The 19,344-nt window shown below is 62.6% G+C and carries 15 protein-coding genes and 1 rRNA gene; 3 read left to right on the top strand and 13 right to left on the bottom strand.

Features of this window, described 5'->3' with window-relative positions:
* Positions 1–6: 6 nt before the first annotated feature.
* Genes INT29_RS00080 through INT29_RS00030 form a run of 11 tightly spaced genes read right to left on the bottom strand, consistent with a single transcriptional unit; the run spans position 7 to position 11,728 of the window.
* Positions 7–1,167 carry a glycosyltransferase family 4 protein gene (locus tag INT29_RS00080; RefSeq protein ID WP_193070384.1) on the bottom strand — a complete coding sequence of 387 codons (1,161 nt, stop codon included), beginning with the start codon at positions 1,165–1,167 and terminating at the stop codon, positions 7–9.
* Positions 1,164–2,975 (bottom strand): murein biosynthesis integral membrane protein MurJ, encoded by a 1,812-nt coding sequence (murJ, locus tag INT29_RS00075; protein ID WP_193070383.1) that lies wholly within the window; start codon positions 2,973–2,975, stop codon positions 1,164–1,166. Before murJ ends, INT29_RS00080 begins: the two co-directional genes overlap by 4 nt.
* Positions 2,972–3,841 carry a hypothetical protein gene (locus INT29_RS00070; protein ID WP_101574766.1) on the bottom strand — a complete coding sequence of 290 codons (870 nt, stop codon included), beginning with the start codon at positions 3,839–3,841 and terminating at the stop codon, positions 2,972–2,974. The genes murJ and INT29_RS00070 overlap by 4 nt, the downstream gene beginning before the upstream one ends.
* 1 nt (position 3,842) lies before the next feature.
* Entirely contained in the window at positions 3,843–4,793 is a 951-nt protein-coding gene (locus INT29_RS00065; RefSeq protein ID WP_193070382.1) for a copper transporter, read from the bottom strand.
* Positions 4,786–6,024 carry a putative cytokinetic ring protein SteA gene (steA, locus tag INT29_RS00060; RefSeq protein WP_193070381.1) on the bottom strand — a complete coding sequence of 413 codons (1,239 nt, stop codon included), beginning with the start codon at positions 6,022–6,024 and terminating at the stop codon, positions 4,786–4,788. The genes INT29_RS00065 and steA overlap by 8 nt, the downstream gene beginning before the upstream one ends.
* A gap of 15 nt (positions 6,025–6,039) precedes the next feature.
* Positions 6,040–7,743 carry a DNA repair protein RecN gene (gene recN, locus INT29_RS00055; RefSeq protein WP_101574763.1) on the bottom strand — a complete coding sequence of 568 codons (1,704 nt, stop codon included), beginning with the start codon at positions 7,741–7,743 and terminating at the stop codon, positions 6,040–6,042.
* On the bottom strand, positions 7,744–8,685 hold the full coding sequence (locus tag INT29_RS00050; protein ID WP_193070380.1) for an NAD kinase: 942 nt from the start codon (positions 8,683–8,685) through the stop codon (positions 7,744–7,746).
* Positions 8,682–9,485, bottom strand: a complete 804-nt coding sequence (locus INT29_RS00045; protein WP_193070379.1) for a TlyA family RNA methyltransferase — start codon at positions 9,483–9,485, stop codon at positions 8,682–8,684. The genes INT29_RS00050 and INT29_RS00045 overlap by 4 nt, the downstream gene beginning before the upstream one ends.
* Positions 9,482–9,709 (bottom strand): hypothetical protein, encoded by a 228-nt coding sequence (locus INT29_RS00040; protein ID WP_193070378.1) that lies wholly within the window; start codon positions 9,707–9,709, stop codon positions 9,482–9,484. Before INT29_RS00040 ends, INT29_RS00045 begins: the two co-directional genes overlap by 4 nt.
* Positions 9,702–10,715, bottom strand: coding sequence for an HAD-IIA family hydrolase (locus tag INT29_RS00035; RefSeq protein ID WP_193070377.1), 1,014 nt, complete (start codon positions 10,713–10,715; stop codon positions 9,702–9,704). The genes INT29_RS00040 and INT29_RS00035 overlap by 8 nt, the downstream gene beginning before the upstream one ends.
* The gene (locus tag INT29_RS00030; RefSeq protein ID WP_101574759.1) at positions 10,712–11,728 is read right to left on the bottom strand and encodes a tetratricopeptide repeat protein; all 1,017 of its coding nucleotides are present in this window, start codon (positions 11,726–11,728) and stop codon (positions 10,712–10,714) included. Before INT29_RS00030 ends, INT29_RS00035 begins: the two co-directional genes overlap by 4 nt.
* A 249-nt stretch (positions 11,729–11,977) precedes the next feature.
* Between INT29_RS00030 and INT29_RS00025 the strand changes: the two genes are divergently transcribed.
* From INT29_RS00025 to INT29_RS00015, 3 genes are all read left to right on the top strand, one after another.
* On the top strand, positions 11,978–12,811 hold the full coding sequence (locus INT29_RS00025; protein WP_193070376.1) for a hypothetical protein: 834 nt from the start codon (positions 11,978–11,980) through the stop codon (positions 12,809–12,811).
* Between the two features lie 1,015 nt (positions 12,812–13,826).
* A complete protein-coding gene (locus INT29_RS00020) occupies positions 13,827–15,305 on the top strand; it encodes an aldehyde dehydrogenase family protein (RefSeq protein WP_096178453.1) in 1,479 nt (492 codons plus the stop codon).
* Positions 15,306–15,318: 13 nt separating this feature from the next.
* Entirely contained in the window at positions 15,319–16,881 is a 1,563-nt protein-coding gene (locus tag INT29_RS00015) for a GMC family oxidoreductase (protein WP_096146992.1), read from the top strand.
* Between the two features lie 255 nt (positions 16,882–17,136).
* Here INT29_RS00015 and INT29_RS00010 read toward each other — a convergent pair whose 3' ends face one another.
* Both INT29_RS00010 and rrf read right to left on the bottom strand, forming a co-directional pair.
* Positions 17,137–18,933, bottom strand: coding sequence for a BCCT family transporter (locus INT29_RS00010; protein WP_009883059.1), 1,797 nt, complete (start codon positions 18,931–18,933; stop codon positions 17,137–17,139).
* 283 nt (positions 18,934–19,216) lie between these two features.
* A 5S ribosomal RNA gene (gene rrf, locus INT29_RS00005) occupies positions 19,217–19,335 on the bottom strand.
* Between the last annotated feature and the right edge of the window lie 9 nt (positions 19,336–19,344).

Below are 19,344 nucleotides of genomic sequence, written 5' to 3'. Positions count from 1 at the left end.
CTGCTTCTACCCTACCTGGGAGGGCATGAGTTCCGTGTATATGCCCACCAGTTCTTTGGCTACTTCCCTCTCATCGGGAAGTTGGGCTCCGCGGGCCCGAGCTCGCGCGGCCAGCTCGGCCCGGCGAGCGGGATCCGCAGCCAGTTCGCCGATGGCTGCGGCCAGGCCCATATCGTCATCGTCAGCGACGAGAATGCCCGCATCACCGACGAGCTCCGTCGTGCCACCGGTGCTGGTGGCGATGATGGCCTGTCCGCAGATCAGTGCCTCCTGCAACACGAGGGCACGGGCTTCCCAGACACTGGTGAGGACGTAGAGATCCGCGGCCGCGTTGAGTTCGGCGATATCGTCTCTGGGGCCGAGGAAATGCAAGGCAGGTACCGCCGAGGTGGCCGCGAGGTTCTCGTACTGTCCGCGCACCTCGTCGAGGACGTTCTGGTCGGCTGCTCCCGCAATGAGGAACACAAGCTCAGGGGTCCTGGAGGTCTCCCCCGACGATTCGGCGAGGTGGCCCAACGCTCTGACAAGCAGCGGATAGTTCTTCTGCGGTGCGACACGCCCGACGGCGAGCACGAGGACGGCCTCGGGTCCGAATCCGAACTCCTCAGCCAGGCCTGCACGGGTGGCAGCGGCCGCCTCGGCGGGAATCTCGTGTACTTCTGGTGCGGCAGCGGGCAGGAACCGGGCGTCTCTGGCGCCGAGGTCCTGGGCACGGGCCACGAGGTCGGTGCTCGCTCCCAGTGTCAGGTCCGCACCCTTGGCCAGCAGCGTTTCGATGCCGGCTTCGACTCGTCCGCGTAGGCTCCGACCGCTGGCCCGATTGTGCAGGCTGATGATGAACTGCGGTCGCGCCCGCAGACTCCGTGTCGCCAGCAGGGCCACGAAACCGGCACGGAAGCCGTGGGCGTGGACGATGTCGGCGTCGAAGCCGGCGATGAGTTCGCGCAGTCGGAGGATCAGAGCCGCGTCTCGGACACCGATGCCGGTGCCCATGTCGAGTGCGGCGAAGCGGACTCCAGGCAGTGAGGAGAAACCGAAATGTTCGTCGGTGGAGGCAGGTCCGATGACCCCGAGCTCGTGGCCGGCAGCGGCGACGTCCCGGGCCAGTGCTCGCACATGGGTGCCGACTCCCCCTGTCGATGTTCCGAGCACGTAGACGATTCTCATCTCTCATCCTCTCTCTCATCCTCATTCTCTGGTGAAGTGCCGGATTCACGCTCGGGTGCAGTGCCTTGATCGGGTGCTGCGCCAGACTCGGTCCCGGTCGGGGAGGTCGGTTGGGCGGCCCGTACGGCGGGGTCGGTCTGTTCTGCCAGGTCAGGACCGCCTCGGCGATTGGAGAGCACCGTCCGCACCTCGGAGATGAAGCCCCTGTCGAAGGCGAGGATCGCGGCGAAGACCACGCAGCCGATGAGTGCGGAGACCACACCGTTGGCGACAGAGGACAGCGCATCGATGCCGAATGGCCCAGCCAGCCAATGGGAGACCACTGCACCGACTGCCGAGGCGAGGGCAGCAGCAACCAATGACAGAAGTCCTCGGCGCAATACTCTGTGGAGCCCGGTTGGACCCAGCACCCGCCTCATCGAGGTCAGCAGGAAGCCTCCGGCGACGCTCATGCCGATGGCATAGCCGACGCAGATTGCTACAAGAGTCAGTCCGTCATCGCCCTCGGCGTTGGTGACCAGGAACGCCAACAGCATTCCGACGATGACCAGCACCCAGCCAGTCGTCGTCGCCACCGCTGAATGACGCGAATGCTCCAGCGCGTAGAACACTCTGGTGCCCCAAGCGACGAAACACCAGCCAGGCACGGCGAGGGCCATGACCATGATCGCCAGACTCATTGAGTCGAAAGGCGCGTCTCCTTGTTCGCCTGCTTTATCGATCGCGGTGAAGAACGTCTGCAGGGGCCCTGCCGCACTGATGAGGATGACTGTGCCCAGCAGGCCGATGCTGATGATCAGTGCGGTCGTCGTCGAGGTCAGACGTCGCAGTCCGACTCCGGCCGCATCGCGATCCGTGGCGCTGGCATCGGGGTCCTTCGACCGACCGGCCCAGGACGACAGGGCGGGGAAGATCACCGTGGCGACTGTCACCGCAAGGACGCCGTAGGGCAGGAGATATACGGCGTTGATGTAGCTGAAGAGAACGAAAGTGCCCGTGCCGCCGGAATGGTTCGACACGAGAATGGTCACAAGCATCGCGGCCTGCTGTGCCAGCAGCGCCGCCATGCCTGCTCCGGCCAGCCGCAGTGCCCGACGAGCGACTCCGGGTGGGAAACTCCAGGTGGGTCTGATGCGCAATCCTGTGGTGCGCATCGGCAGCGCCAGGGGCAGTGCGAGAGCGGCGACGCCGATGGTCGTGCCCCAGCCCAACCAACCGATATGCGTCTGCCAGGAGCCATCGGTTCCACCGGCGTTGCTGTACGCAATATACGAGCCGATGACGACGAGGCTGGACAGTAACGGTGCGAAGGCCGGCCAAATGAACTTTCGATGCGCCTGAAGCACACCGGTGAGCACCGCCCCGATGCCGTAGAGAACGAGCTGTGGGGAGAACATGAGCAAGAAGACAGCAGTGGCCTCAAGTTGTGCAGGCACGTCAACGTTGGTGCCGGTCAGCAACCTTGCAATCGGGTGTGCGAATACGGCAAGAATGATGCTCAGCGGCAGGGTCACGGAGACCGCCCAGGTCAGCAGCGCCGAGGCGATCCGTCCTGCTGTCTCTTTGTCCGCTCGCGCCAGCGGAATCGCGAGCAGAGGGATGACGGCCCCTGCCAGTGCACCACCTGCGACGACTTCGAAGAGGATGTTGGGGACCAGGTTCGCTGTCTGGTAGGCATTGCCGACCGACCCGGCGCCCACCGCGGGTGAGAACACCAGCCAGCGCAGGAACCCGACAAGTCGGGTGAACAGGGTGATGACCGAGACGAGCAGCGCCGCAGAGGCGAAGACCCGAACCAGCTTACTCACACGACCTCGCGACCGAAGGCGTCGATCTCCCGCAGTCCAGGGGTGGATTCGATGATCGAGGTGAAGGAGACCTTCTCACTCAGCAGGGTGAGACCCACCAGGCCGGAAAGAACTAGCGCACGCTGCGTGGGTGTCGAATTCTCGACCAGAATCGTACCCAGTACCGCACCGAGTGCGTTGGCACCGGTGTCGCCGAGCATCACCGATCCGTCGAGGTCATCGGGCCATGCCGCCGCGCTGCTGCCGGCGATGGCCGCCCCGGGTGCCCAGGTCAGACCGTGTTTGTGGGGCATGAAGGCCAGCGTCAGCAGGCCCGCTTTGAGGGCGCGGCCGGGCCGCAGATCGAGCAGATTGAACAGGTTCGCTGTCCCGGCGATGACTCCTCCGGTGACGACGACGTCGAGCGTCGAACCGAACCAGGTCTGGTCGGCGGATGCTCGGTTCGAGGAGAGCCACCCGTGGCGGCTTCTTCCGGTGCGCAGAATCGTCGCCGCGGCGATCGAGGCCGCGGGGATTCCGATGACCTTGATCCCGCCGGTCGTGAGCTGGCCATGCGCCAGGGCGCTGAGGTGGCCCCGCAGTCCTTTCGAGTCCCCCGATTCGAGGAAGTCATCGACCGCGCCCAGACCTCCTGCAACGGAGGTCACCAGGAGGGTGGCCGCGCGCTGTCGTGGGGCTTCGATGAGGAGGCTGCCTGCAACCAATCCAGCAGTCACAGCTGGTCCTTCGACGAGTGAGACGTCGTTGCCGGCGTGATTCGTGCGCACGACCTTGTCGTGGGTGCGCAGACTCGAGGACAGGATTGCTTTGGTCGCCGTGTATCCGAGAAGGCCGGCGACGGCGGAGCTGACGAGTGAGCGGATCATCTCAGTCCTTCCCTGGCATGATCTGTTCGGCATCTTTGGAGAAGCCGTAGTGGCCGTGGGTCCCGGCCACACCAGCGGCGAGGGCGCGGACGGTGATGACCGCGCCTGCACCCAGTCCGAGTCCGTCCACGGTGCTGGCCCGAGATTTCTCGGTGCGCAGGATGGATACGAGACCGTTCTGGGCCGAACCGGCGTCACCGGCCACGACCACGGACTTCGAGTCCGAGGTCAGCGAATTGATGAAGTCGGTGATGAGGGTGCGGTTGGCTTTGTCGTCGGTGGCATCGGGGCTGGGCTCGGTCTCTTCTGCCAGCTTCGAGTTCTCATCGTCGACGACAACGAAGAGCGGAGTCGGTTTGTGGTCGGTGTCGGTGCGCAGCCGACCCGCGTCGACGAAGGCGTCGAAGAGTGCCGAGGACTTCTTCTCTGCGACGTCGCGATCCTTGCCCTTCTCCAACATCGAGGCGTTGCCGGTCAATGCGATGACAAGGGCAGATCGCAGCGCTGTGGAATCGTCCTTGGGCAGGTCCGGCACCAGGTCGCGCAATGTCGAGAGGAAATCAGCGGAGTCGGTCAGTGACAGCGTGTTGTCCACGAAGGACACATCGCCGCCGATCTTTCCACCGGCTTCCTTGATCCGGTTGGTGACCTCTTCGACCTGCTCGGGGTCGGCCTTCGGAGCGCCGATGATGCTGACGTCCTTGCCCTTGAGTGAGTCGCCGATGAGTTCGGGGGCGGCAGAGGTCACGAAGTCGTTCTGCTTGTCGATATTGCCGTTGGCCGCATCGATCTTCGCACGCAGATCATCGCGGTCTGCTCGCAGTGCGTCGACTTGGCTCTGCAGGGACTCACCGATCGGTTCCTTCAGCGGTCCGGCACCCAGGACGATTCCCACCGCCAGGGCCAGGAACACCGAGACGAGAGAGACAAGATGGTAACGAAAATCAATCACTGGTCAGTCCTTGAATGATGCTGGCAGATTGTGAAGATGCAGCAGGGTCGCCGCCGAAGAGGGAGCCGATCCATCCGAAGACTCCGTCGAGCTGGGCTCCGATGAGTCCGATCAGGGTCTGGCCGGCAGCGGTCGCGAACAGTGCCACACCGAGGGCGACGAGGCCGGCGATGATGAGGACGCTCAGCTGCAGGTTGGAGATCCGCTGTCGGTACAGCAGCGAGACGCCTTTGGCGTCGATGAGCTTCGAGCCCACCCGCAGTCGCGTGATGAATGTCGAGGCCATGCCCTTGCGGCCCTTGTCGAGGAACTCCATCACGGTGTCGTGTGTGCCCACAGCCACGATCAGGTCTGCCCCCTTGTCGTCGGCGAGCAGCATGGCGATGTCCTCGCTGGTGCCCGATGCCGCGAAGGCGACGCAGTCGACGCCCAGGGAATGGACGCGTTCGGTGCCGGGTGCGTTTCCATCCCGGTAGGCGTGGACAACGATCTCGGCCCCGGAAGTCAGTGCGGTGTCGGAGACGGAGTCCATGTCGCCGACGATCATGTCGGGTTTGTATCCGGCTTCGATGATGGCGTCGGCTCCACCGTCGACTCCGACGAGCAGGGGGCGGTATTCGCGGATATAGGAGCCGAGGATCGCGAGGTCCTCTTTGTAGTGGTAGCCGCGGACGACGATGAGGACGTGTCGACCGTCGAACTTCGTGGCCACATCGGGGACGACGAGTTCGGCCGAGAGTAAGTCTGAGTCCTTGCGGATGTATTCGATCGTGTTGTCGACGAAGTCCACGAGCACGGAATTCATTCCGGCTTCGGCTGCGTGCATGTCCTCCGCGATTGTCTCCGCGGTTTGGACGATGCCGGTGGCGATCCCCTTCTCATCCAGGAACACCGTGCCATCGGCGATGCTGATCTCGGAGTTCTCATCAACTAGATCGAAGATCTCAGGGCCGGTGGCGTCGATGAGAGGGATGCCCGCGTCGATGATGATTCCCGGCCCGAGGTTGGGGTAGCGGCCGGAGATCGACTTGTCCGCGTTGATGACTGCGGCGGGTTTGCAGGCCACGAGCGCCTCGGCAGAGATCCGGTCGATATCGCCGTGTTTGATGACCGCGATATCGCCTGCGCTCAACCGTTTGGTGAGGTCTTTCGTCCGCCGGTCGAGTCTGGCAGGAGCCGGGCCAGACCTGGTCGGGACTGTGGGCTTCTCCCTGGTTCTACGCGCTTTCATGGTTCGCCCATTCTCTCATGTCAGCGCCGCCGAGCCGGTCTTGACCTGCCGTGCTGAGTCGAGGAGTTCGGCTGCGTGGGCCTTCGCCGAGGAGGAATCCTCCATTCCGGCGAGCATCCGTGAGAGTTCGATGACACGTTCATCTTCGCTGAGTTCTCGGACCCCGGACTTCACGGTCTCGGCGTCGTCGTCCTTGACGATCGTGACGTGAGTGTCGGCCCAGGCCGCAACCTGAGGCAGGTGGGTGACGACGATGACCTGGGCGTTCTCAGCCAATTTCGCGAGGCGACGGCCGATCTCGATGGCGGCCTTGCCACCGACCCCGGCGTCGACTTCGTCGAAGACGTAAGTGGGAATGGCTTCCTCTGCCGCGCGGACGACTTCGATGGCGAGCATCACTCGGGAGAGTTCACCGCCGCTGGCGACCTTGCCGATGTCGTCACCGACCGAAGAGTCGTGTGGGGCGAAGGTGAGGCGAACATCATCGCAGCCATGGGATGCCGGTTCCCGTTCGGTGAGTTCGAACGTCACCTTGGCCTTCGGCATTGACAGGGCTGCCAGCTCTGCACTCACGGCCTGAGAGAAGGACTCCGCGGTCGCGGTTCTGATCTCGCTCAGTGCGTGGCCTGCGGCTTCCATGGCGCTGCGGGCTTCGTCGAGTTCGGCGTCAAGCTGTCCAAGATCGCGGTCATCGGCCTCGAGTTCGGCCAGCTCCTGGGCTGAACGTGTTTCGAAGTCGAGAACTTCGGCCACGTCCTGACCGTAGGCGGCCAGTGATCCCAGTTCGGCTCTTCTGGCTTCGGTCTCTTCCAGTGAGGTCTCCCCCAGCTCGTCGAAACCGGTCAGGTAGGAACTGAGTTCTGCGGCGGAGTCGGAGAGGCGCAGAACCGCGTCGTTGAGGGCGGCCTTGATGCGGGCCAGCTCCGGATCCGCGGATTCCACGTCGGTCAGTGCACTGATCGCCTGGTGCACGTGGTCGACGGCGGCGCCGGCATCGTCAAGTTCGCTGCCCAGCAGCAGGTCATGGGCGCTGCCGACGGCCTGGGTGATCTCGGCAGCAGCACCGAGTTTCGCGGCCTGGGCGGTCAGGGCTTCGTCTTCGCCTGGGACCGGGCGGATCTTGTCGATGGCCTCCAGGCAGCCGTTGAGCCACAGGATGCGTTCCCGGCGGGCCGCGGTGCTGTCCTTGATCCGGGCCACTCGAGTCTGCGTCTCGCGCCAGTTCTCAAATGCTGCGTGGTATTTTTCGGCCACGGCCTCGAGTTCGGGTCCTCCGGCGGCGTCGAGGAGCTGCCGCTGTTGGGCTGGGCCTTTGAGCCGCAGCTGTTCGGACTGTCCGTGCAGGGTGATGAGCTCATCGGAGATCTCGGTCAGCACAGAGATCGGGACGGTGCGTCCCCCGGCGGTGGCGCGGGCGCGACCCTTCTGCGCCACGGTGCGGGAGATGATCGCTTCGTCCTCGGCGCTGCCGCCTGCTTCTTCGATGCGGGAGCGCACGGAGTCGGTGACGGAGGAGAAGATACCTTCGACTTCGGCCTTCTCCGCACCTTTGCGAACCACGCCTGCACCCACCTTGCGGCCCATGAGCAGGCTCAGGGCAGACACGAACATCGTCTTACCGGCACCGGTCTCACCGGTCACGACGGTGAAGCCGGTGGAGAGTTCGACCTCTGCTTCGGCGATCACGCCGAGGTGGGAGATCCTGAGTTCGGAAATCATCTACGCCTCCTCGATCGGTCCCCGCCAACCGGAGACGGGCAGTCGGAACTTCGCCACCAATCGATCGGTGAAGGGACCGGTGTGAAGTCGGGCCAGTTTGATCGGTGATTGTGAACGCTTGGCTTCGATCCGTGCCCCGGCGGGCAGTTCCAAGGCTCTGCGCCCATCGCACCACAGGACTGCGGAGAAGTCGGGATTGCTCGGAGAGATTTCGACGCCGAGGCGGGAGTCGGGGTTGACGACGAGCGGTTCGGTGAACAGAGCGTGGGCTGAGATCGGGATCAGCAGCAGTGCCTCGACCTCGGGCCAGACGATGGGACCGCCGGCGGAGAATGCGTACGCGGTCGAACCGGTCGGAGTCGCCAGGATGACTCCATCGCAGCCGAAAGACGATACGGGTCGGGCGTCGACGCCGAGGACGACGTCGATCATGCGTGCCTTCGACGTCTTCTCGATGGTGGCTTCGTTGAGGGCCCAGGCATTGTAGATCGCCTCCCCTTCGTGCCAGACGGTGACGTCGAGGGCCAGACGTTCCTCGACCAGATAGTCACGCTGGGAGGCCCGATGGACCGCCTCGGCGAGGTCTTCACGTTCGCTCTCGGCGAGGAAGCCCACATGGCCTAAGTTGACGCCCATGAGCGGGACACCGGAACCGTGGAAACGTTCGGCCGCGCGCAGGATCGTGCCGTCGCCGCCGAGGACGATGACGAGTTCACATTTGGTCTTCCAGATCGCGAGCTCGGCCGGATCGATGACCTCGCAGCGGCTGAGGAGCTCCTGCTGCACGCCGGCGTGGGAACTGCGTGCGGCGAAGTCGAGGACCTCTTCGTCTAAGACGACTGGGATGATTCCGTCGTCGAGGAGCGCCTTCCACACGCTCACTGCTGCCACTGCTGATTCCTCGCGCTGGGGATGCAGCAGCACCATGATGTGTCGGCTCACGGCTCTCCTCTCATGATCTGGTCCAGATGGGTTGCGATGTCCGCCTCGCTGAGCCTATCGGACTCGGTTCGTGTTTTGCCTGGTCGAACACGCAGGAAGTACTCACGGTTTCCACTGGGACCGGGAAGCACGGAGGCCGCGATATCGACGACGCGGGCGTCGTGTTCGGCGATGCCGGCGAGGACGGAGTCAAGGGCTCGACGCCGCTTGCTCACGGTGGTCACGACGCCGTGTTTGTCCAGTGCCCCGCGGGCGAGTTCGAACTGGGGTTTGACCATGAGCAGCAGTTCGCCGCCAGGCAGTGTGGCAGCCAGAAGAGGTGCCAACAGCAGGCGCAGGGAGATGAATGAAACGTCGGCGACGACCACTTCGACCTGCGGCACGTCCGAGCTCTCCAGTTCACGCAGGTTGAGGCCCTCGCGGACTTCGACTCGTGGGTCCTGGCGGAGTCCGGCATCGAATTGGTCGTGGCCGACGTCGACGGCCCAGACCTCTTTGGCGCCTCGTTGCAGGAGGACTTGGGTGAACCCGCCGGTGGAGGCTCCGGCATCGAGCGCGGTCCTGCCTGAGAAGTCAGCGATGGAGAAGGAGTCGAGGGCGCCGAGGAGTTTGTGCGCGCTGCGTGCCACCCAGGGGTCGGGTTCCGTGACAGTGATGTCGTCTGCCTCGGTCACGTCCTGTGAGGGTTTCGCGGCTGTTCTGCCGTTGATGCTGACGCGTCCGGCAGCGATCTCTCGTGCCGCACGGGACCGTGTGGCGATCAGCTCCCGTTCGACCAGTGCGCGGTCGAGTCTGCTCACAATGAACTCACCTGTGCATCGAGGTCGTCGAGCAGTGTGGACAGAAGTCCGTGGCGTTCGGTGCTGGGGGCGTCACCGATCTGCTCCAGGTCGCGACGCCAGTTTTCAACCGGCACATCACCGTTGACTGAGGCCGGTGTCGGTGCCGGCGCTGCAGGTCTGCTGGGTGCGGCAGCCTGGCTGGACGCTTCAGCCTGCTGTGGTTCGTGCATCGGTTCAGTCATGGATCCTCCGTGGCAGATTCCCTGGAGCCGCGTCCTCGCCGCGGTCCATCGCCTCCCATGCTAATCGGAGAGCGTCCTCGACGTCGGCGGACCCGACCTTGCCAGATTCGTCCAGGCGCAGCTGGCCATCGACGATTCGGCACGCCGACGAGCTGTGCGCACTGTTCCTGATGAGCTTCGGAAGGCCGCGCAGGCTGGGCAGGATGTAGGTGGGGCGCAGACCGGGACGTGCTCGCAGAGCGTCATGGATGTCGTGGACGCCGGTGAGGACGAGAGCGGTTTCGAATCCGGCCGAGTTGCCACCCTCGATATCCGTGTCGAGGCGGTCTCCGACCATGAGTGGGCGGGTGGCACCGATCCGGTGTGCGGCGAACTCCATCATGTGAGGAGAGGGTTTGCCGACGATGGTCGGCTGTGCACCTGTGAGTTGGGAGAGCATGTCGATGAAAGCGCCGTTGCCGGGGACTCGGCTCCGGGTCCCGACCATCGAGTAGTCGGGGTTGCTCGCCCACCATTCGATGCCTGCCGTGATGGCTTCGCAGGCGGCCACGATCGTTTGGTAGGTGATGTCCGGGTCGAGGCCCTGGGCGATGGCGACGGGGGCGTCGTCAATGCTGCGAGTGACGCTGAGACCTTCGGCTTCCAGCGCTGTGGCTAAGCCAGTGGCGCCCACCAAATAGATGGATGCACCGGTTCCGAACTTTGCCGCCAGCTGACTGGCCAGCACCTGCGCTGAGGTGGTCACCTCGGTAGGTGTCGTGCTGATTCCCAGCGTGGAGATGTGTTCGGCCACCACCTCGGCGGTGCGGGTGGCGTTGTTCGTCACATAGTTGACGGGGATGGACTGCTCGTGAAGGTAGTTGATGCCCTCCACTGCGCCGGAGATCGGGTCAGGCCCGTGGTAAACGACGCCGTCGAGGTCGAACAGCACACAGTCGATCGGTGCGCCCGATTCCTCGGGCGCACGTCGACCGACTGGTGATGTTGCGTTCGCGACTGGCGTCACTGATTACCGCTCAGCCGGTACGAGACGCCCGGCTCCTCTGGATCCGCGTTATCAGCTGCGTTGAGGCTCGTGTCTGATTCCTCTGGGGCTTCTGAAGTCTCCGCGCTGGAAGCGTCGCCCGCTTCAGCGTCCTCCAGCAGTTCGTCGAGTTCGGCTTCGATCTCCTCTTCGGAAACCTTGACCTTCTTCAGTTCCTTCTCCGAGACATGCGTCTTCGACTTCGCCGGAACCTGAACGGCTTCAGCGTCGTCTGCAGAGGATTCGTCTGCAGCAGGGCTGTCTGTGCTGGCGTCGACGGCCTCGGCATCTGCTGCCTTAGCGGCTGACTCGTCAGCTGACTGGCCTTCGGCTGCAGCGTCTGACTCAGGTGTTGCGTCGTCCGCAGCTTTATCGCCTGGCTCGATGAGTTCCTCATCGGAGATCTCTTCGACGGTCTCGATTTCCACGCCGAGGTTGGGGTCTGGTTCCTCGTCCCCGAAGAGTGTTCCCGTGGCCTTGGCCGTGCGACGTGATAGCTCTTCGTACTTATCGGCCATCTCGGTTTCGCCGTGCAGGCGCAGCACGTCGGAGTATGCGGCCATGAGTCGCACTAGTCCACCGCTTGGCTTCTGGGTGAAGTCTTCCGCCTCGATCAGAGCACGTGCGCCCTTGAGATCACCGAGGTCCGACTTGGCTCCGGCAGCAACAATGACGAGTTCGGTGCGAGCATCGTTGTCGAGTTCGAGCTCGGCGGCCGACTCGAACAGTTCGATGGCCTTCTGAGGCTTTTCACGACCGCGTTCTGCATCGGCGATGAGCGCAATGTTCTCGTTGGAACCGGAGATGCGTCGGTGAGTACGCAGTTCGCGAACTGCCTCGTCGTACTTTTCCACGTGATATGCGGCAATGCCGAGGGCTTCTCGGACCAGGCCGACGCGACCCGCACGGGCCATGGCTGCCTTCGCGTGTTCGTAGGCGCGTTCCGGATCGACGTCCAGGAACCCTCCTGCAGAGACGAGGTGTTTGGCAACCATTGCGGCGTTCTCCTTATCAAGGGAACGCAGCTGACCAAGAAGCTCTTTGTCGAGTTCCTTACCGGTGACCTCTTCGGGAATCGGCGGTTCCTGGATGCGCGGTCGACGGGCACGCTGTTCGCGTGCGTATTCGCCGGTATCCGTTGATCGTGTGGCCCTGCGGTCGTTGTTGTTCCGACCGAAGCCTCCGCGGTCGCCCCCGCCGTCGTCACGACGTCGGCTTCCTCCACGATCATCGCGCCGGTTGCCTTGGTATCCACCACGACGGTCATCACGACGGTCTCCACCGAAGCTACGGCGTTCGCCGCCTTCGCTCCGGTTGCCCTGATAGCCACCGCGACGTTCACCGTCGTTGCTGCGATTGCCCTGGTAGCCGCCACGGCGATCGTCACGACGTTCACCGTCGTTGCTGCGATTACCTTGGTAGCCACCGCGACGATCATCACGACGGTCTCCACCGAAGCTACGACGTTCGCCGCCTTCACTGCGGTTACCCTGGTAACCGCCACGACGCTCACCATCGTTACCGCGATTGCCCTGGTAACCACCACGGCGATCGTCACGACGTTCACCGTCGTTGCTGCGATTACCTTGGTAGCCACCGCGACGATCATCACGACGGTCTCCACCGAAGCTACGACGTTCGCCGCCTTCACTGCGGTTACCCTGGTAACCGCCACGACGCTCACCATCGTTACCGCGATTGCCCTGGTAACCACCACGGCGATCGTCACGACGTTCACCGTCGTTGCTGCGACTACCTTGGTAGCCACCGCGACGATCATCACGACGGTCTCCACCGAAGCTACGACGTTCGCCGCCCTCGCTCCGGTTACCCTGGTAACCACCACGACGCTCACCGTCGTTATTCCGGTTACCTTGGTACCCGCCACGGCGCTCACCATCGTTACCGCGATTGCCCTGGTAACCGCCACGACGATCATCACGACGGTCTCCACCGAAGCTACGACGTTCGCCGCCCTCACTCCGGTTACCCTGATAACCACCACGACGCTCACCATCGTTACCGCGATTGCCCTGGTAACCACCACGACGATCGTCACGACGATCGGAGTTACGTGACCCGCGCTCGTCCCGGGACTGGGTGGAGTCCTGTCGACGATTGTGATTGCTGTCGCGATCTGAGCGGCGCCCGCCGTCTGAGCGGCGGTTCTGCTGGCTGTCTCGCGAATCCCCTGGGGCCACGATTCTCCCTATAAAGTCTTTTCAATGATTCCGCACCATTCTAGTGCACTCGAAACGGTTGAGTCCTGTGCGTGGGGACACGTATTGACGGTGGGTGAAGAGCGGCAGCGGCCGCGGTAAGTTCTCTTTCTCCGCAGGCGGGCAGTTAAGGCCGAATTGCTTGAGGGTCTTCCGTAACCTCCAGCGGTCATGTGACCGCTGGGCGAATGGTTAGAAGGAACGCTCCCCTATTAGAAATCCGGGCCGAGCAATCGTTCAAGGGCTCACTCAACGCCTCTGTTAGAATCATGGCGAAACGTCCCGCTGGCAGTGGCCTGCGGCGACGTACGGTCATCTCATCGCGGTCAGTAGGGGATTAATGAAGCCTGGCGTGGAGGATTCGAGCATGAGAGTCAATTCCTCGTGCACGCCCGCATCAATGGCATTATTGACACGCAAAACTACATCAGCAATTACAATTTACTTGCGCACGCACAGCGTTCCCAGCCGTAACTTCGGCAATTGCAGTGGGATTGTCGGCTCTTTCAATTGCGCAATCGCCCTCCCTGCAATTGTGCTCATTGTCACCGCGGCTTCTGAGCCAGGACCGAAGAAGACGGCTCGGCACAGCACCAAAGGTGCCAACAGTTCCGGGACCGCCATTGCGGAGACAGATACCGGAATCCAACACCGCGCAGACCCGCATATGCGTACCATGAGGCCCCCATTCTGTGATCCGATTCATTCGATTGAGCATAGGACACCCTTGTTCGCATATCGTGGCTTCCGGAAGCGTCACCACCAGCGGAAAGAGGAGGCATGCGCACAGCGTTGACTCCCCGCCCGCAGTGGTGCAACGGAGAACCTCAAACTCAATCTCAGCAATTTTCACCATCAAGGAATAGGAGACATCGTGCCCAACACGCTTTTCATCGATGGACAGTGGGTTTCGGCCCAAAACGGCGGGATCAGAGAGATCCATAATCCTGCCGACGGCAGCTTCGTCGCCGAGGTGGACGAAGCCAGCCCAGCCGACACCGAGCTCGCGATCGCTGCCGCCCGACGCGCCTTCGACTCGGGTGTCTGGTCAAGTGTGCCCGCCAGCGAACGGGGCGATCTTCTCCTCAAGTTCGCGTCGGTCCTGCGGGAACGCAAAGCAGAATTCGCTCGTGCCGAGTCACTCGACACAGGTAAGCGCTATGTCGAGTCCGAGATCGATATGGACGACATCGCCAACTGCTTCGACTACTTCGGCAAACTGGCCGCAAACGACGCGGGCCGCGTCGTCGACGCCGGCACCGACACGGTCGCCAGCCGCATCGTCCATGAGCCAGTCGGCGTCTGTTCCCTCATCACCCCGTGGAACTACCCGCTGCTGCAGGCCGCATGGAAGATCGCTCCCTGCATTGCAGCCGGCAATACGTTCATCCTCAAGCCTGCTGAACTCACCCCGCACACAGCGATCCTGACGATGCAGGTGCTCGAAGAGCTGGGACTGCCGGCAGGAGTCGGCAACCTGATCCTCGGCGCCGGTGCAGATGCTGGAGCACCGCTGTCGACACATGAGGACATCGACATGGTCTCCTTCACCGGTGGCCTGGTCACGGGACGCCTGCTGGCTGCCAACGCAGCAGCAACCGTGAAGAAGATCGCCCTCGAACTCGGCGGCAAGAACCCGAACGTCGTCTTCGCCGACGCGGACTTCGAGGCCGCTGTCGACAACGCGCTCAACGCCGCATTCGTCCATTCCGGTCAGGTCTGCTCCGCAGGTGCCCGACTCATCGTCGAGGAATCGATCGCCGAGAAGTTCGTCGACCGCCTCGTCGAACGTGCTCAGCAGATCCGCCTCGGCGGACCCTTCGATGACAACGCCGAAACCGGACCGCTCATCTCCGCAGCCCACCGCGACAAGGTCACAGCCTATGTCGACAAGGGCGTCGCCGAAGGCGCTCGTGTGCGCTGCGGCGGCAAATGGGGCGAAGGCGAACTGGAAAAGGGCTACTACTACCTGCCCACCATCCTCGACCAGGTCGAACGCGGAATGTCCGTTGTCTCCGACGAAGCCTTCGGTCCTGTCGTCACCGTAGAGACCTTCTCCACGGTCGACGAGGCCGTCGAGATCGCCAACGACACCTACTACGGTCTCGCCGGTGCGGTCTGGAGCCAGGATGCGGGCAAGACTCAGCTGGTCGCCCAGCGCCTGCGCCACGGAACCATCTGGATCAACGACTTCCACCCCTACCTGCCGCAGGCCGAGTGGGGCGGATACAAGCAGTCGGGCTTCGGCCGTGAACTGGGACCGACCGGCCTGGCCGAGTACCAGGAAGCCAAGCACATCTACCAGAACCTCGAGCCCGCCGTCACCGGCTGGTTCCCCGATCACAGCAAATAAGGAGAGTCGGAACGTGGAAACAACTCATAGCTTTGACTATGTCGTCGTGGGCGGAGGCTCCGCGGGTGCAGCTGTGGCAGCACGCCTCAGCGAGGATCCCGACGTCAGCGTCGGTCTGCTGGAAGCGGGCCCGACCGATGTCGGCGAAGACGTCATCCTCAGCCTCAACCGCTGGATGGAACTGCTCGAGTCCGGCTTCGACTGGGACTACCCCATCGAGGAGCAGGAGCACGGCAACTCTCATATGAGGCATGCCAGGGCGAAGGTCCTCGGCGGCTGCTCCTCGCACAACTCATGCATCGCCTTCTGGGCACCGCGTGAGGATCTCGACGACTGGGAGACCAAGTTCGGCGCCACCGGGTGGGGATCGAAGGACACCTTCGGCCTGTACAAGAAGCTGGAGAACAACGAGCTTCCCGGTGATCACCACGGTCACGATGGCCCCGTGCACCTGATGAATGTGCCGCCGAACGATCCCTGTGGTGTTGCCCTGCTCGACGCCTGTGAGCAGGAGGGCATCCCCCGCGTTCAGTTCAACGAAGGCGAAACCGTCATCAACGGTGCCAACTTCTTCCAGGTCAACCGCAAGGCCGACGGCACACGTTCGTCCTCCTCGGTGTCCTACCTGCACCCGATCCTCGACCGTGAGAATCTCACGATTCTCACCGACACTCAGGCCAAGGTCCTCGAGTTCGATGAGCAGGAGAACTGCACCGGCGTCCACGTCGTCAACAACGCCTTCGGTCACACCAAGCGCATCGAAGCCAAGCGGGAAGTCATCGTCTCCTCTGGTGCGATCAACACCCCGCAGCTGCTGATGCTCTCCGGAATCGGACCCAAGGACCACCTCGCCGAGGTGGGTGTCGATGTTCGCGTCGATTCGCCGGGAGTCGGTGAACACCTGCAGGACCACCCCGAAGGTGTCATCGCCTGGGATGCTAAGAAGCCCATGGTCGACGACTCCACCCAGTGGTGGGAAGCCGGCATCTTCACCCCCACAGAGGAGGGCCTGGACCGCCCTGACCTGATGATGCACTACGGTTCCGTGCCGTTCGACATGCATACCCTGCGTCAGGGATACCCGACGTCGGAGAACACCTTCTGCCTGACGCCCAATGTCACGCATGCCCGCTCACGCGGCACCGTGCGTCTGCGCTCGCGTGACTTCCGGGACAAGCCCCACGTCGACCCTCGGTACTTCACCGATCCAGAGGGCCACGATATGCGCGTCATGATCGCCGGCATCCGCAAGGCTCGGGCCATCGTCGCCCAGGACGCCATGTCCGAGTGGGCCGGTGAGGAACTGTTCCCCGGCAAGGATGTGCAGACCGATGAGCAGATCGAGGACTACATCACCCGCACCCACAACACCGTCTACCACCCGGTGGGAACAGCACGCATGGGTGCCGCCGATGACCAGTCGTCGCCGCTGGATCCCCAGCTGCGGGTCAAGGGCGTCAACCGCCTCCGCGTCGTCGATGCTTCGGCCATGCCGGAGATCACGACGGTCAACCCCAACATCACGGTGATGATGATGGGTGAGAAGTGCGCTGAAATGATCAAATCAGGATCCTGATACCTCGCCTCCTGGCGCTGAGCGGTCGAGACCGAACAGTGCTCTGACGCAAGGAGATGGACCGTCTGGGAGGGCTCCGCTGACAAGCGGGGCCCTCCTCGTCATCTGTCAGGCGAGAAGCTCATCGCCAGGGCCTCAGTCCAAGCAGCCGAGTTCGGACGGCGATGCTCAGGTTGGTGGATAGAGAAGGGACTGGCCACACCCGGCACGCAGGTATGACCAGCCCCTTGCCCGTCTTAGACGGACCTCAAGAGATCACTCGGATGAGGACGGACGATCCGGCTCGTTCTTCGCGCTGCCGGTTCGACTGGCCAGCGTTCCGTAGCGTTTCTTCTTCTTTCCATCTTCAGAGATGTAGGGGTCGCGGAACTCCGGCGCCGGCTCAACAGCTTCGGGAGCAGTCACGACCTCTTCCTCATCGTCGTATTCATGAGCGAAGACGTCGTCTTCATCGGCCCTGCGCTCGACCTCTTCGGGTGGGAGCACCTTCTTCCACTTGCGCATTCGCACTCGTGGCAGTTCACCGGCGTCCTCACGCAACGCTCGCATGAGGGCGTAGATCTGGAAGTACGCGATGATGAAGAACGGGAGCCCGACGAGGATGATCGTCGACTGCAGTGCCTCGAGTCCACCCGAACCGGAGAAGACGAGCAGCGCCGCGGTGACAACGGCAATAGCCAGAGCCCAGAATATTCGCTGCCCCAACGGATTGAAGTCTTCGTGACCGTTGTTCATCGTGTCCACCACGAGAGCCGCAGAGTCCACCGAGGTGACGAAGAAGATGATCACCAAGATGATGGCGATAACGGACACTGGCGCAGCTAGCGGGTAATGCTCGAGGAATGCGAACAGCGCACCAGGGACATCACCCTGTTCCACGACGCGATCGACGAGTCCACCACCCTGATTGAACTCGATGTCAAAGGAAGCGTATCCGAAGACTCCGAACCAGATGACGGAGAAGGCCGACGGAATCGCGAGAACTCCGATGACGAACTGCCTGATGGTACGACCGCGGGAGATCCGGGCGATGAAGATACCCACGAAGGGCGACCAGGTGATGGTCCAGGCCCAGTAGAAGACCGTCCAGGTGTTCTGCCAGCCTGTGTCGGCGAAGGTGTCATTCCACAGTGCCAGTTCCGGAAGCGTCTGGATGTAGGTGCCCAAGGATTCGAAGATGCCGCGAGCCATGAACAAGGTGGGCCCGAGGACGATGATGAAGATCAGCAACAGGACAGCTACCACGATGTTGATGTTCGACAACACTTTGATGCCCTTGTCCAGACCCATTGACACAGAAATAGTCGCCAAGCCGCAGACCACGCCGATGATGATGAGCTGCCAAAGTGCATTCTCCGGGATGCCGATGACCTGGGCCAGACCACCGTTGATCTGCAATGTGCCAAGACCGATAGATACCGCAATACCGAAGACCGTTCCGATGATGGCGACAACGTCAATGAACTTGCCGATGGGACCATGGATCTTCTCACCGAGGATCGGCTGGAAGATGGAGCTCACACGCGGTGGCAGGTTCCTCTTGTGAATGAAGTAGGCGAAGCACAACGCCGGCAGGGTGAAGATCGTCCAGGTATGCAGGGTGAAGTGATAATAGGTGAAGTTCATCGCGTCGGTGGCAGCTTCGACCGTACCGGGTTCGATGCCCAAGGACCCCCGAGGTGGGTCGCCGAAGTGGCTGACCGGTTCCGCGACTCCCCAGAACATGAGGATCGATCCGATGCCGGCGGCAAACAACATCGCGAACCAGGCACCATTCGAGTGCTCCGGTTCCTCGTTGTCCGGGCCGAGCTTGGCCCGACCGTACCGTGATGCGGCTATGTAGATGAGGAAGACCAAAAAGACGGTGACGCCGAGGATGTAGAACCATCCGAGGTTCGTCAGCAGCCAGTCCGACGCGACAGAGACACCACTGTCGAGAGCGTCAGTGAAAAAGATCGTGGCGAGCACGAACAGAATGATGACCGCGGCTGACGAAAAGAAGATCGCCGGGTTGGTCCGGAGCCTAAGGGTATCGTGCAGACGGTTGAGCATGAGCGGTACCTTCCTACGTGTTGTGACCACCACACTACCTAGACAGTCCATCATTGTGGACTGAACCACGCGTAGGAATTTGGGAAAGTTCAACCGATGGTCAGGCCCAGAATTGAGAGAATCTCCTGCTCGCAGGCGCTGCGAGATCTCGAAGCCGTGAATGAAGAATGGTGGAGGAGCCTCCCCTGATTGGAATCAGGAAACACTCCCCCACCACACCACTCGTGAATACAAGTAAGGGGCCATCCCACCGAAGTGGAATGACCCCTCACCTTAAAGAATATTGCGGCAGTCACCTACTCTCCCACAACCACCAAGTTGCAGTACCATCAGCGCGAATGGGCTTAGCTACCGGGATCGGAACGGTTAACCGGGCGTTTCCCCACCACTATCACCACCGCAAAACCAACA

It is taken from the genome of Brevibacterium sp. FME37 (assembly GCF_014897485.1).
GTDB lineage: Bacteria > Actinomycetota > Actinomycetes > Actinomycetales > Brevibacteriaceae > Brevibacterium.
Note: the sequence above shows the minus strand (reverse complement) of the source record. Positions and strands in the feature narration are given on the sequence as shown.

Bases quoted from the DNA above. Each gene is read 5' to 3' on its own strand.
- INT29_RS00030 (WP_101574759.1), bottom strand. From the start codon at position 11,728: ATGGTTGCCAAACACCTCGTCTCTGCAGGAGGGTTCCTGGACGTCGAT.
- steA (WP_193070381.1), bottom strand. From the start codon at position 6,024: ATGAAAGCGCGTAGAACCAGGGAGAAGCCCACAGTCCCGACCAGGTCT.
- INT29_RS00010 (WP_009883059.1), bottom strand. From the start codon at position 18,933: ATGCTCAACCGTCTGCACGATACCCTTAGGCTCCGGACCAACCCGGCG.
- INT29_RS00080 (WP_193070384.1), bottom strand. From the start codon at position 1,167: ATGAGAATCGTCTACGTGCTCGGAACATCGACAGGGGGAGTCGGCACC.
- INT29_RS00040 (WP_193070378.1), bottom strand. From the start codon at position 9,709: ATGACTGAACCGATGCACGAACCACAGCAGGCTGAAGCGTCCAGCCAG.
- INT29_RS00070 (WP_101574766.1), bottom strand. From the start codon at position 3,841: ATGATCCGCTCACTCGTCAGCTCCGCCGTCGCCGGCCTTCTCGGATAC.
- recN (WP_101574763.1), bottom strand. From the start codon at position 7,743: ATGATTTCCGAACTCAGGATCTCCCACCTCGGCGTGATCGCCGAAGCA.